This is a genomic window from Microbacterium sp. ER1 (assembly GCF_023383675.1).
Classification (GTDB): Bacteria; Actinomycetota; Actinomycetes; order Actinomycetales; family Microbacteriaceae; genus Microbacterium.
The window spans coordinates 1-12,956 of record NZ_QCXO01000123.1 but is presented as its reverse complement, the minus strand read 5'-3'; the positions used below and the strand labels follow the sequence as shown (position 1 = coordinate 12,956).

Here is a 12,956-nt window from a genome sequence, read left to right as displayed (position 1 = left end):
CGTCTCTCGTGCGCACGGCCCGTGCCACAGCGTGGGGACGCGTGCGGTGAACGGCCCGGTCATGCCGCCGCCTCCCGCACCCGTGCCAGGCCGCCTCGCACGGCCCGGTCGGTCTCGGCCACCTCCGCCGGGGTGAAGCCGTAGCCGGGGATGAGCTGGATGGAGCTCGGACCGGGGTGCACCACGACGCCGCTGTCGGCGATGGCGGACACCACCTCCAGGACGTCGGTCCCGGAGAGCGGGGACCCGTCCGGGCCGCGGAGCCCCACCCCGACGAAGCAGCCGCTGCCGGTGACGTCGGTGACGATCCCGTCCTCCTGCCAGGTCCGCGCGAGGCGGCGCAGCGTCGACGCCAGGGCCTGCGTGGTGGCCTCGACGTCGATGCGGCGGAGCTCGTCGATCACGGCGAGGACCGCGGCCGCGCAGGCGGGCGTGCCCGCCTGCGTCTCCCCGTGGACGAACGTCCATCCGCCGCGGGCGAACGCCGTCGCGATGCGGTCGCCGACGAGGAGCGCCGCCGCTCCCATCGCCCCGTTCGTCAGCGCCTTCGACACGAGGAGGACGTCCGGCGCGGCCGCCCAGCGGTCGGTGGCGAACATCGCGCCCGTGCGCCCGAAACCGGTCGCCACCTCGTCTGCCACCAGCAGGAACCCGTGCCGCTCCCTCAGCTCCAGGAGACGACGGACGAAGACGTCGGACAAGGCATGGGCTCCGCTGCCGAGGACGGGCTCCACCACGACGGAGGCGACGCGGGAGCCTTCACGCTCCAGCAGCGCTTCGAGCTCCGCCCCGTCGTCGGCGTGCGACACGTGCCGCACCGTGCGCCGGTCGACGCCGTAGACCGACTGCAGCAGGTCGTCGCCGCTCAGCACGTGGCTTCCGTACATCGTGCCGTGATAGCTGCCGCGCAGGCCGACGACGAGCGACCGCGAGCCCGCGCCCTGCTGCGCCCAGTACTGCCGGGCGAGCTTCATGGCGGCGTCGTTGGCCGCCCCGCCGGAGGTGGAGAAGATCACCCGCCGGTAGCGCTCGGAACCCGCGAGGGCGATGAGGGCATCGGCGGCGTCCTCGGCGTAACGGTGCGGGGCGCGGAACAGCGAGAGGTAGGAGGCGTCGCGGGTCGCCCTGCTCACGGCCTCGGTCACCGCCGGGTTGCCGAAGCCGAGGGGCACGTTCCACAGGCCGCTGGTCGCGCAGAGGCGGTCGGAGCCGTCGGCGTAGAAGAGGCGATGCCCGGAGGCGCCGACCGCCACCCGATCCGGAGGGAAGGCGGTGTCGGCGGGGAGCATCGACGTCCACAGCGCGTGCGGCGCGCTCATCGTGCTCCTCCCCCCGAGGCGTCCTCGGTCCGCGCACCGAGGTGGACGCCGAGCGCGGCGAGCGCCTCCAGGCACAGGTGCCGCGCGCGGGCATCGGGCACTCCGCAGGCGCGGGCCACGCGCGCCGCCGCCCGCCCGCGTGTGCTCGAGGTCTGGATCGCGTCGACCACCGCAGCGGTCAGCGGGGACAGGAGGTGCCGGCGGAGCGTCCGGACATCGGCGAGCAGGAACCCCTCGGCGGTGTCGAGCAGGAACGGGTCGTCGGTCAAGGGTTCCGCGTCCGCGAGGTCGTCATCGAGGAGCGCCCACCCGAAGCCCGCGATCCGAGCGGCGCCGTTCGGCAGGCGGAGCATCTTCCGGAGATCGGCCGCGTCGAGGTACCGGCGGAGCCACGGCCGGCGGTCGAGCTCGACGATGAGGTCCGCCGAGCCGGGCACGCCGCCCAGCGCCGACGCCAGGGGCAGGGCCTTCCCGAGGGCGGCGGGGAGGTCGTCCACGTCGCCGATCGCCTCCCCCTGCACTCCGAGATGCACACCGCCGTCCGCGTCGATGCGGAGGGCGCGCGGAGCCTCCACCTCCTGCGGGCGCGCGAGAGCGGAGCGGTCCGCGAGCAGCACCCGGGGGTCGAGCATCGCGGCGGCGAAGACCCCGGTGCCGCGCGCGAGGTTGGCGTCGTCGAGGAAGGCACGCCAGCTCGCCTCGTCGAAGAAGCGCATCGCCGTCGGTCCGACGATCTGGACGAAGGAGGCCGCGATGTAGTCCTGGAGCTCGACGCCGCGCTCCCCCAGGAAGAGCTCGTCGCCGAGGTCGGCGAGCCGTCCTCCGTAGCCGACGACCCGCGCCGCCCCCGACCGAGGCACCGATCCTGCGGGCTCGAGGATCACGTCCTCGGGGTCGGCCGCAGCCGCGAGGGCCTCAGCCCCGGCCTCCGCCTCGCGCAGGAACACGCGACCGCGTGCCGCATGTCCGCCCGTGACCCACGCCCGCAGGGCCTGCGGCCCGAGGAGCGGGTCCTCGCCCGTCGACCCGTCGTCCTGCCGTGCCGTCGTCGCACTCGTCCCCATGATCCCCCCAGAGAACCGGATCCGTCTGACGCCGTTGCGTCTTCATATGAAGATATCCAGGCCTCATACGAGGTGCAATATAACAGCTTTCACGACCGCAGGCCTGGATCGCCGGTATGTCACGAGGCCCCCGGGACATCGGATAGGATGGACAGGTTGTTCCCTGGTGACGTGTCCGAGCGGCCGAAGGAGCACGCTTGGAAAGCGTGTGTTGTGCAAGCAACCGCGGGTTCGAATCCCGCCGTCACCGCCACAGACGAAGAAGACCTCCGCATCGCGGAGGTCTTCTCTCGTTTCGGGCGGCGTCAGCCCTCGAAGCGCACCCCGTACGTCAGACCACCGGGCGCGGACGGGAGCACGGTCATGCCGAGCCGCTCGTAGAACGCGGCCGCGCCGGAGTTCGCGGGGTCCATGCCGAGGTGCAGCGCCGGGACACCGCGCCGACGCAGCTCGGCGAAGAGCGTCTCGATGAGACCGCGACCGAGTCCTTGCCCCTGGGTCTCCGGCAGCAGGTCGATGTGCAGATGCGCCGGGTACTCGGCGGCATGCGGCTCGACCCCCGGCTCCCTGGTGTAGCCGTACTCGATCAGCTTCTCTTCGCGCGTCTGCGGGTCCGCCGATCGCGGATAGCGCGCGTGCAGGCCCGGCCACCACTCGTCGCGGAACCAGGCGTAGAAGGCGTCGGTGTCGTCGGTGGCGACGATGTAGCCGATGGTGCGCCCGTCCTCGGCCTCCACGACCCAGGCGAGGTCCGGGTGCCGCTCGACGTACGGCACCGCGAAGAGGTTCCCCCACAGCTCGTCATCGGACAGCACCCCGGTGGCGTCTCCCCCGGCGTCGGCCGTCCGCAGGCAGATCTCGAACATCGCCGGGCGATCGGTCGGACGGTAGGGACGGATGCGCGACACGGGGGCTCCTCGGACGGGTCAGGTTCCGCTCAGCCTATCGGCGCGGGCGGTCGCCTCGACGTCGCGTCGCACCCACGGCACCAGCCAGGCGGCGAGCACGAGGACGACGCCGGCGCCGACGAACGCCCCGCCGAGCGTGTCCGTGGCCCAGTGCACCGACAGGAAGGTGCGCGACAGGGCCATGAGCACGATCCAGGCCGCCCCCACGATCGCCACCCAGACCCGCGGGAAGAGTACCCAGAGCACCAGGGCGATGGTCGCCGCATTCGCGGTGTGACCGGACGGGAACGAGCCGTAGTCGCTCACGACGAGCATGTCGTGCGGGCGGGCGCGGCCGAAGACGTTCTTCAGGAGCTGGACGGCACCGGCGCTGACGAGGAAGCACAACGCGGCGAACAGCGCCCCCCGCCATCGGCGCAGGAGCACCAGGACGGCGATGGTCGCCAGCGGCACGGCGAGGATGGCGACCCAGCCACCGCCGATCCAGTTCAGCGCGAGGGCGAAGCTCAGCATCCAGTCCGCGCGGACCGCGGCGATCGTGTCGTTCCACCACTGGTCGAGCCCCGGCGTCTGCGGATACACGAAGACGACGAGTGCGCCGAGGGCAGTGGCGAGGACGAGGCAGGCGACGCCCCACCACAGCAGCATCCGTCGATTCATCGTCCCATTGTGACGGACGCCCCCGCGATCGCGGGTCGCCGTGCCGGTTAGCGGGCGATGCGGGCGAGACCCTCCTCGAGATCCGCGATGAGGTCGGCCACGTCCTCGATGCCGACCGAGAGACGCACGACGTTCTCCGGGACGGCGAGCTCGGTACCGCGGACCGACGCGTGGGTCATCTCCGGCGGGTAGCCGATGAGCGACTCCACGCCGCCGAGCGACTCGGCGAGCTGGAACACGCGGGTGCTCTCGGCGAAGGCCCGGGCGGCGTCCGCACCCGCGGCGAGACCGAGCGACAGCATGCCGCCGAAGCCGCTCATCTGCCGCGCCGCGATCTCGTGACCGGGGTGCGACGCGAGGCCGGGATAGAACACCTGCGCGAACTCCGGCCGCGCCTGGGCCCATTCGGCGATGGCCTGCGCGTTCTCGGAGTGCTGGCGCACCCGCACCGCGAGGGTCTTGATGCCGCGGGTCGTCAGCCAGGCGTCCAGAGGCGCGGAGACCGCACCCACCGCGAACTGCTGGAACTTCACGGCCTCGACGAAGCGGTCGTCACCGAAGACGACGGCACCGCCCAGGACGTCGGAGTGCCCGCCTAGGTACTTCGTCGTCGAGTGCACGACGAGATCGGCGCCGAGCGCGAGCGGCTGCTGCAGAGCCGGCGAGGCGAACGTGTTGTCGACCACGACGAGGGCACCGGCCGCGTGCGCCACCTCGACGATGAGCGCGATGTCGACGACCTTCAGCAGCGGGTTGCTCGGCGTCTCCAGCCACACGATGCGCGTCTCGGGACGGATCGCCGCGCGGATCACGTCGACGTCGGAGAGCTCGACCGTGGTCGTGTCGATCCCCCAGGGCGCGAGGACCTTCGTGAGCAGTCGGTAGGTGCCGCCGTAGACGTCGTTTCCGAGGAGAACGTGGTCGCCGGGCTTGAGGATGCCGCGCAGCAGCGCGTCCTCGGCCGCGAGACCGGACGCGAACGACAGCGCCCCGACCCCGCCCTCGAGAGCGGCGAGCTGCGTCTCCAGCGAGGAGCGCGTCGGGTTGCCCGCACGGTTGTACTCGTAGCCGTCCCGGAAGCCGCCGATGCCGTCCTGCACGTGCGTCGACGACTGATAGATCGGCGGGATGATCGCCCCGGTGATCGGGTCGGGCGCCTGTCCGGCGTGGATGGCTCGGGTGGCGAAGGCGTGGTCGAGGTCGTGGTCGGACATGCCCTCAGCCTACGTCCGGGCCCTCCGACTGGTGCCGGCCTGTTACGTCCCGCGTCACCGGGAGAGGTAGCCGAGCAGGTCCTGTCGCGTCAGCACGGTGTGCGGCTTGCCGTCCTCGGTGACGAGGAGGGCGTCGGCGTCGGCGAGCGCGGCCCGTGCCTGCGCGACCGACGCGTGGATGCCGATGAGCGGCAGCCGCTCCCCCACGTGTGCGCCGACGGCGTCGCTCGGTTCGGCGTCGCCCCGGAAGAGCAGGTCGAGAAGGCCCTTCTCGTCGACGGTGCCCACGACCTCGCCCATCATCACCGGCGGCTCCGCGCTGAGGACGACGAGCTGCGAGACCTCGTACTCCGTCATCATGCCGATCGCCTCGAGCACCGTGTCGGTGGGGTGCGCGTGCACGAGGTCGGGGAGGCCGTGGCGGGAGGCCCGGGCGGCGAGCACGTCGGCGACCGTCTCCCCCTCCTCCACCTCGCTGAACCCGTAGGAGCGCATCCAGCCGTCGTTGAAGATCTTGCCCAGGTAGCCGCGTCCGCCATCCGGGAGGAGCACGACCATGACCGCGTCCGCCGGCAGGTCCTTCGCCACCCGCAGCGCCCCGACGACGGCCATGCCGCTGGAGCCACCGACGAGGATGCCCTCCTCGCGGGCCAGGCGCCGCGTCATCGCGAACGACTCCGCATCGCCGACCGCGACGATCTCGTGCGGGACGGCGGGGTCGTACGCGCCGGGCCAGATGTCCTCGCCCACGCCCTCGACGAGGTAGGGCCGACCGGTGCCGCCGCTGTAGACGCTGCCCTCGGGGTCGACGCCGATGATGCGCACCGCGTCGTCGGACACCTCGCGCAGGTAGCGTCCTGTACCGGTGATCGTGCCGCCCGTCCCCACGCCGGCGACGAAGTGCGTGACGCGCCCGTCGGTGTCGCGCCAGATCTCCGGCCCGGTCGTCTCGTAGTGGCTGCGCGGCCCGTTCGGGTTCTCGTACTGGTTCGGCTTGAAGGCCCCGGGGATCTCCCGTGCCAGCCGGTCGCTCACGCTGTAGTACGACTCCGGGCTGTCCGCCGGGACGGAGGTCGGGGTCACGACGACCTCCGCACCGTACGCGCGGAGCACGTCGATCTTGTCCTCGCCCACCTTGTCCGGGAGCACGAAGACGCACCGGTAGCCGCGCTGCTGCGCCACAAGGGCGAGCCCGACGCCGGTGTTGCCGCTCGTGGGCTCGACGATCGTGCCCCCCGGCTGCAGATCGCCCGCGGCCTCGGCGGCGTCGATGATCCGTGCGGCGATCCGATCCTTCGCCGACCCGCCCGGGTTCAGGTACTCGAGCTTCACGAGCACCGTGCACGCGATGCCCTCGGTGACGTGCTGGAGCTTCACCAGGGGCGTGTCGCCGACGAGGTCGACGATCGAGTCTGCGTACTTCATCTGTTCAGGGTACGGCGCGGGCCCTCGCCTGCGGGGCTGTGTTTCAGCGCCGCTTCGACAGGCTCAGCGACCCAGAAACCTGGGTCCCTGAGCCTGTCGAAGGGCCTGAGCCCGTCGAAGGGTCAGCCCTTCGTCGCGCCGGCCAGCAGGCCGCGCACGAAGAAGCGCTGCAGGGCGAAGAACACGATCAGCGGGACGATGATCGAGATGAACGTTCCCGCGGACTGCAGGAACCACTTGTTCCCCCAGGTCCCGGAGAGCGAGTTCAGCGCCTGCGTGATCGGCAGGGCACCGGGCGAGGCGAAGATCGTCGCGACCAGCAGGTCGTTCCACACCCAGAGGAACTGGAAGATCGCGAAGGACGCGATCGCCGGAGCCGCCAGCGGCAGGATGATCCGGAAGAAGACCTGACCGTGTCCGGCGCCGTCCACGCGGGCCGCCTCGATGATCTCGCCGGGGATCTCGGAGATGAAGTTGTGGAGCATGAACGTCGCCAGCGGCAGCGCGAAGATCGCGTGCGCGATCCAGACGCGGGCGAAGCTGTACTGCACCTCGTTCAGCCCGAACCCGGGGAAGATCGGCACGTCGTTGATCGTCAGCCCGTCCGAGAACAGGCTCAGCAGCGGCACGAGGGCCATCTGCAGCGGCACGATCTGCAGCGCGAACACGAAGATGAAGAGCATGTTCCGACCCTTGAAGTCGATCCATGCGAACGCGTACGCGGCGAGCGACGCCATCACGATCGGGAACACGGTCGCGGGGATCGTGATCGCCAGCGAGTTGATGAACGCCGTCGCGAGAGTCGTCGAGGTGCCGCCCGAGTTCCACGCCTGCACGTAGTTGTCGAACGTGAACTCCGGGTTGGAGAAGACCGTCCACCAGCCGCTGTTCTGCGTGTCGGCGCCCGGGCGGAATGACGTCACGAAGAGACCGAAGGTCGGGATCGTCCAGAAGAGCGCGATCACCGCGGCCGCGATCGTCGCCCCCTTCGAGGTCAGCTTCTTGTGGGCGGTCGCCTCGTTGCGGCGCGTGTCCCGCGCCACCTGGCGCTTGGTGCGGTTGTCCACGACGGTGGCCTGCGTTGCACTCATCAGCGGATCTCCCTCTGCTTGGCCATCGATCGGGCGTTGTAGATGATCAGCGGCAACACGAACAGGAACAGCACGACGGCGAGCGCCGACGAGTGCCCGTAGCTCTGGAACCGCTGCTGCTGGTTGACCATCTCGAAGCCGAGGACGCTGGTCTCGTCCCGTCCGCCGGTCATCACGGCGACGATGTCGTACACCTTGAGCGAGGCGATCGTGATGGTCGTGAGCACGACGATCAGCGACGACCGGATGCCGGGCACGGTCACGTTGCGGAAGCGCTGCCAGGCGTTCGTGCCGTCGAGCTCGGCCGCCTCCATCTGCTCCACCGGCACGGCCTTGATCGCGGCCGAGAGGATGACCATGGCGAAGCCGGTCTGGGTCCAGATGAACACGATGAGCAGCATGAGCGTGTTGAGGATCGGCTTGATCGCCAGCCACTGCACGGGGTCGCCGCCGAAAGCGGTCACGATCGCGTTGAGGAGACCGATCTGGTCACCCTGCCGGGCGTCGTACATGAACTTCCAGATGATGCCGGCGCCGACGAACGAGATCGCCACCGGCATGAAGACCAGCACCTTGAGGAACTTCTCGCCGCGGGCCCTGTCGATGAAGACGGCATAGGCGAGGCCGATGACCACGGAGATGACCGGAGCGAGCAGCGCCCAGATGATGGTGTTGATCACCGACGACGTGCCGACCGGGTTGGTGAAGACCCAGATGTAGTTCTCGAGCCCGACGAACTCGTCGCCGGTCTTGTCGAAGAAGGACTTGAAGATCGTCGAGATCGCCGGGTAGATGAGGCCGAGCAGCAGCATGATGGCCGCCGGGGCCATGAACAGCACGAGCTGGAAGAGATAGCCCGCTCCCTGCCGCGCGCGGAAGTCCGCGAAGAAGAGGAGCGCCCCGACGAGGAGCGCGATCGCGACGACGTACACGACGGCGTTCGCGTAGGGACGGAGCAGCAGCAGCGCGAGCACCGGGATGACGAGGCACGCGACCAGCCGCATGATGAAGTAGCCGCGACCAGGGCGGGGCGCGAACTCGATCAGCACGAGGATGATCGCCACGACCACGCCGAACACGAGCAGCACGGCGGGGATCTGCACCAGCGGATTCAGACCGCCCAGCCACAGGAAGAAGCTGTTGAGCGAGAACCCGATCGTGATCCGCGAGGACTCCTCGGTCGGGGCGGTGAAGACGAGGAGGAGAGCCAGCGCGACGACGACCACGAAGCCGATCGCGAGGATCGTGCGTGTGGTCTTCCTCCCCTTCTCGTCGGTGCCGTGCGTCGTCGGCGGCGCGTCAGCCTCGACGGGTTTCTCGATGGTCGCGTGCGACATGAACGTCCCCTTCTGGATCGTGCTGGGTTCCCGCGCAGTATGGATGGGTGGAGCGGGGCCGGGCTTGTGCAGCCCGGCCCCGCTCAGCCTGAGAAGATCGCGTCGAGGCGATCAGTTCTCGTAGCCGGCCTGGATGTCGGAGAGCACCGTGTCGGTGTCCTTGCCGTCGATCCAGTCGACCATCCCCTTCCAGAACGAGCCCGAGCCGACGGTCGACGGCATCAGGTCGGAAGCGTCGAACCGGAAGGTCGTCGCGTCGTCCTGCATGATGGTCATCGCCTCCTGGAGGAACTCGCTCGAGGCGAGGCTCGGGTCGGCGTTCTTGTTGGCGGAGATGACGCCACCGAGCTCGACACGGGCGTCGGCGAACTCCGGCGATGCCATGAACTCGAGCACCTGCTGGGTGGCCTCGTCGTCGGAGAAGGCCGCGACGAACTCGCCGCCACCCTCGACCTGGAGCTCACCGGCGGTCTCGCCCGGCATGATGAACGCGTAGACGTCGCCGTCCGGCGCGACCTCGGGGACGTTGCCGTCCGCGGTCTCCGTGTCGAGGAAGTTCGCCGACAGGAACGACGCCTGGTGGGTCAGCGCGCAGTCGCCCTTGGCCACCGCGTTGGCGACGTCACCGAAAGCGGTCGAGTTGATGCTCTTGACGTCGCCGTAGCCCGCGTTGACGTACTCCGGGTTGAGCAGGATCTCACCGACGGCGTCGAAGGCCTGCTTGATCTCGGGGTCGGTGAACTTCACGTCGCCGGCCACCCAGTCGTCGTACACGTCGGGGCCCGACTGGCGCAGGACGAGGTCCTCGATCCAGTCCGTCCCCGGCCAGCCCGACGCCGCCTCGGAGGCGAAGCCGGCGCACCAGGCGGGACCGCCGGTCTTCTCGACGATCGTGTCGGTCAGGGCGATCATGTCGTCCCAGGTCTCCGGGACCTCGACGCCCCACTCGGCGAACTGCTTCGGCGAGTACCAGACGTAGCCCTTGAGGTTCGCGAGCATCGGCGCCGCGTAGAAGGTGTCGTCGAACGTGCCGTACTTCTTCCAGTCCTCGGACCAGTTCTCGTCGACGGCGGACTCGACCGCCTCCGGCGCCGGCATGACCTTGCCGGTGTCGACGAGGGTCTTGAGCAGACCGGGCTGCGGGACGATCGCGATGTCGGGGGCGTCGCCACCGGTCACCTTGGTGACGATGTTGCCCTCGAAGCCCTTGTCGCCGGTGTACTCGACCTTGATCCCGGTGTCCTTCGTGAACTGCTCGAAGGAGGCGTTCAGGTCATCGGCCTCGACGCCCGTGATGCCGCCGGAGATCCGGACGGTGTCCTTGGTCTCTCCGCCCTCATCGCCCCCGCCCTCGGCGCAGCCGGCGAGCGCGAGAGACGCGACGCCGACGAGTGCGATGGGGGCGAGCAGGCGGTATCGCTGTGACAAAGCCATGTACTTCTCCTCTTCAGGTGGATCTTCAGTCCGCCCAAGGAGAGCAATCGCCACATCCATTGGGGAACCGATTCCAGGCCAACCTACTCGGGTTCCTTCGCGCCGTACAACTGGGGAAGGTTACAAGATCACAACCGTTTGAGGTCGGTGCCCTCCGTGTGGTGGGAGCGCTCCCAGTTCCACGGGTCTGGAACCGGTTCCTCCTCGCGTGTGGAACGGCTACGATGGCTCCCGGCGAGCGCCCGATGGCTCGCCGTCGTGGAACCGGGTCGAGGAGGACACGATGAGCACGATCGCCGACGTCGCGACGCGCGCCGGTGTGTCCAAGGCGACCGCGAGCCGCGCCCTGAGCGGCCGCGGCTACGTCTCGGAGGAGACGAGACAGCGCGTGGAGGAGGCGGCGCACGACCTCGCGTACGTCGCGCACTCCTCCGCCACCAGCCTGGCGACCGGGCGCACCGGCACCATCGGCCTGGTGATGCCACCGGTCGACCGGTGGTTCTTCTCGGAGCTGCTGGCGGGCGTGCAGGAGGCGCTGCTCGTGCGCGACCACGACCTGTCGCTGTACGGCGTCCCTGAGCGCTCGGAGACCAGGGAGCGGCTGTTCGAGAGCGTGCTGCCCGGTCGGAGATTCGACGGCATCATCGCCGTCGGCATCCAGCCCAGCGCCCGCGAGCTGGAGCGCCTGCACCGCACCGGGCGCCCGCTCGTCAGCGTGGGGCCCTACAGCGCCGGATCGAGCGCCGTGTCGATCGACGACGCGGCCGCCGCCCGGATCGCCACCGAGCACCTGATCGAGCTCGGCCACACCGACATCGCCTTCGTGGGCGGCGCCACCGACGACACCGACCTCAGTTACGGCGACGCCCGACGCCTGGCCGGCTACCGGGAGGCGCTGCACGCGGCGGGGCTGACTCCGCGCGCGCGCATCGCCGGGGCGGCCCCCACGATGCCCGGCGGCTATGCCGCGGCGGCGGGACTCCTCGGCGACCGTCGCCACCGACCGACCGCCATCGTCGGCGTGTGCGACGAGGCCGCCATCGGCGCCGTGATCGCCGCCCGCCGCCTGGGCATCGCGGTGCCGACCGAACTCAGCGTCGTCGGCATCGACGACCACGAGCACGCGGAGATGTTCGCCCTCACGACCATCGGGCAATCGCCGCGGGACCAGGGCCGGGAGGCCGTGCGCCTGCTCATGCGACGGATGAGCGAGCCCGACGCTCCGGTCGAGCACGTCGAGGCCGCTTCGGCGCTCGTCGTCCGCAGCTCGACCGCGGCGCCGCGCTGACCCCGCAGACGCACGAAGGCCCCGGGCGGAACCCGGGGCCTTCGCAGAAGCGCTGGTGCGCTGGAATTACTTGAGGGTGACGGTCGCGCCGGCCTCTTCCAGAGCAGCCTTGGCCTTCTCGGCCGTCTCCTTGTTGGCGCCCTCGAGGACGGCCTTCGGAGCACCGTCGACGACGGCCTTGGCCTCGCCGAGGCCGAGCGAGGTGAGCTCGCGGACAGCCTTGATGACCTGGATCTTCTTGTCGCCAGCGGCCTCGAGGATGACGTCGAAGGAGTCCTTCTCCTCCTCGGCCGCGGCCTCGCCCGCGCCACCGGCGGCACCGGCGACGGCGACGGGAGCAGCAGCGGTGACCTCGAACTTCTCCTCGAACGCCTTCACGAACTCGTTGAGCTCGATGAGGGTCAGGCCGGCGAACTGCTCGAGCAGCTCCTCGGTGGAAAGCTTCGCCATGATGTATCTCCTAGATAGATGGGGTTTGTAGACGAGATCGCCGGTCGCTTACGCGGCCTCGGCGGTCTCCAGCTTTTCGCGAAGCGCGTCGATGGTGGCCGCAGCCTTGCCCATCGTCGCCTTCATCATGCCCGCGGCCTTCGCCAGCAGAACCTCGCGGCTCTCGAGCGAGGCGTACGTGTTGACCTCGTCGGCGGTGAGGGCCTTGCCCTCGAAGATGCCCGACTTGATCACGAGAAGCGGGTTGGCCTTGGCGAAGTCACGCAGAGCCTTGGCGGTGGCGACGAAGTCACCGTGCACGAACGCGACAGCCGACGGCCCCTTGAGGTCGTCGTCCAGCGCGGAGATGCCTGCCTTGTTGGCGGCGATCTTGGTCAGCGTGTTCTTCACCACGGCGTACTCAGCGTCCTGACGGATGCTGTTGCGCAGCTGCTTGAGCTGGGCAACCGTCAGACCGCGGTACTCGGTCAGCAGGACGGCGTTCGAGTTCTCGAATGACTTCGTGAGCTCGTTGACCGATGCATCCTTCTGCGCCATGGTCACTCCTTGGTGTGTACGAGGCGCCGCACGGTGGTGGGGCGCCGGCCTCCGACCCCCTGCAAAAGAGAAGAGCTCCGGCGCAAGCGCACGGAGCTCGGAAGTTCGTGACACCTGCGCGGGCCCCTGCGATGCAGAGCTTCGATCCTGTGCACTCGCGCGCACACGATGACCAGCGGTCTTCGGTTATGACCACTGTACCCCACCCCCACCTCTCACCCAAATCCCC

General features: G+C 69.7%; 12 protein-coding genes and 1 tRNA gene. 2 read left to right on the top strand and 11 right to left on the bottom strand.

Annotated elements, in window-relative coordinates; translation table 11 throughout:
* Positions 1-59 precede the first annotated feature (59 nt).
* Entirely contained in the window at positions 60-1,319 is a 1,260-nt protein-coding gene (mpaD, locus tag BV453_RS03335) for a daptide-type RiPP biosynthesis aminotransferase (protein WP_249520877.1), read from the bottom strand.
* Complete coding sequence (mpaB, locus tag BV453_RS03330; RefSeq protein WP_249520876.1) at positions 1,316-2,383, bottom strand: daptide biosynthesis RiPP recognition protein; 1,068 nt, start codon at positions 2,381-2,383, stop codon at positions 1,316-1,318. The genes mpaD and mpaB overlap by 4 nt, the downstream gene beginning before the upstream one ends.
* A gap of 165 nt (positions 2,384-2,548) precedes the next feature.
* On the opposite strand from mpaB, the gene BV453_RS03325 reads away from it, so the two are divergent.
* Positions 2,549-2,636: transfer RNA gene (locus tag BV453_RS03325), tRNA-Ser, on the top strand.
* A gap of 52 nt (positions 2,637-2,688) precedes the next feature.
* Here the strand turns inward: BV453_RS03325 and BV453_RS03320 are convergent.
* From BV453_RS03320 to BV453_RS03290, 7 genes are all read right to left on the bottom strand, one after another.
* A complete protein-coding gene (locus tag BV453_RS03320) occupies positions 2,689-3,291 on the bottom strand; it encodes a GNAT family N-acetyltransferase (RefSeq protein ID WP_157544377.1) in 603 nt (200 codons plus the stop codon).
* An 18-nt stretch (positions 3,292-3,309) separates the two neighbouring features.
* Entirely contained in the window at positions 3,310-3,951 is a 642-nt protein-coding gene (locus BV453_RS03315; RefSeq protein ID WP_231729495.1) for a phosphatase PAP2 family protein, read from the bottom strand.
* Between the two features lie 47 nt (positions 3,952-3,998).
* Entirely contained in the window at positions 3,999-5,165 is a 1,167-nt protein-coding gene (locus tag BV453_RS03310) for a cystathionine gamma-synthase (RefSeq protein WP_249520875.1), read from the bottom strand.
* 54 nt (positions 5,166-5,219) lie between these two features.
* The gene (locus tag BV453_RS03305) at positions 5,220-6,590 is read right to left on the bottom strand and encodes a cystathionine beta-synthase (RefSeq protein WP_062765045.1); all 1,371 of its coding nucleotides are present in this window, start codon (positions 6,588-6,590) and stop codon (positions 5,220-5,222) included.
* 122 nt (positions 6,591-6,712) lie between these two features.
* Positions 6,713-7,681, bottom strand: coding sequence for a carbohydrate ABC transporter permease (locus tag BV453_RS03300; RefSeq protein WP_025104231.1), 969 nt, complete (start codon positions 7,679-7,681; stop codon positions 6,713-6,715).
* Positions 7,681-9,018 (bottom strand): carbohydrate ABC transporter permease, encoded by a 1,338-nt coding sequence (locus tag BV453_RS03295; protein ID WP_025104230.1) that lies wholly within the window; start codon positions 9,016-9,018, stop codon positions 7,681-7,683. The genes BV453_RS03300 and BV453_RS03295 overlap by 1 nt, the downstream gene beginning before the upstream one ends.
* A 111-nt stretch (positions 9,019-9,129) precedes the next feature.
* Positions 9,130-10,452 (bottom strand): ABC transporter substrate-binding protein, encoded by a 1,323-nt coding sequence (locus BV453_RS03290; protein ID WP_249520874.1) that lies wholly within the window; start codon positions 10,450-10,452, stop codon positions 9,130-9,132.
* A gap of 283 nt (positions 10,453-10,735) precedes the next feature.
* On the opposite strand from BV453_RS03290, the gene BV453_RS03285 reads away from it, so the two are divergent.
* Positions 10,736-11,740, top strand: a complete 1,005-nt coding sequence (locus tag BV453_RS03285) for a LacI family DNA-binding transcriptional regulator (RefSeq protein WP_025104228.1) — start codon at positions 10,736-10,738, stop codon at positions 11,738-11,740.
* A 66-nt stretch (positions 11,741-11,806) separates the two neighbouring features.
* Here the strand turns inward: BV453_RS03285 and rplL are convergent, their stop codons facing one another.
* Complete coding sequence (gene rplL, locus BV453_RS03280; RefSeq protein ID WP_025104227.1) at positions 11,807-12,190, bottom strand: 50S ribosomal protein L7/L12; 384 nt, start codon at positions 12,188-12,190, stop codon at positions 11,807-11,809.
* Positions 12,191-12,238: 48 nt separating this feature from the next.
* On the bottom strand, positions 12,239-12,727 hold the full coding sequence (gene rplJ, locus BV453_RS03275; protein WP_025104226.1) for a 50S ribosomal protein L10: 489 nt from the start codon (positions 12,725-12,727) through the stop codon (positions 12,239-12,241).
* Between the last annotated feature and the right edge of the window lie 229 nt (positions 12,728-12,956).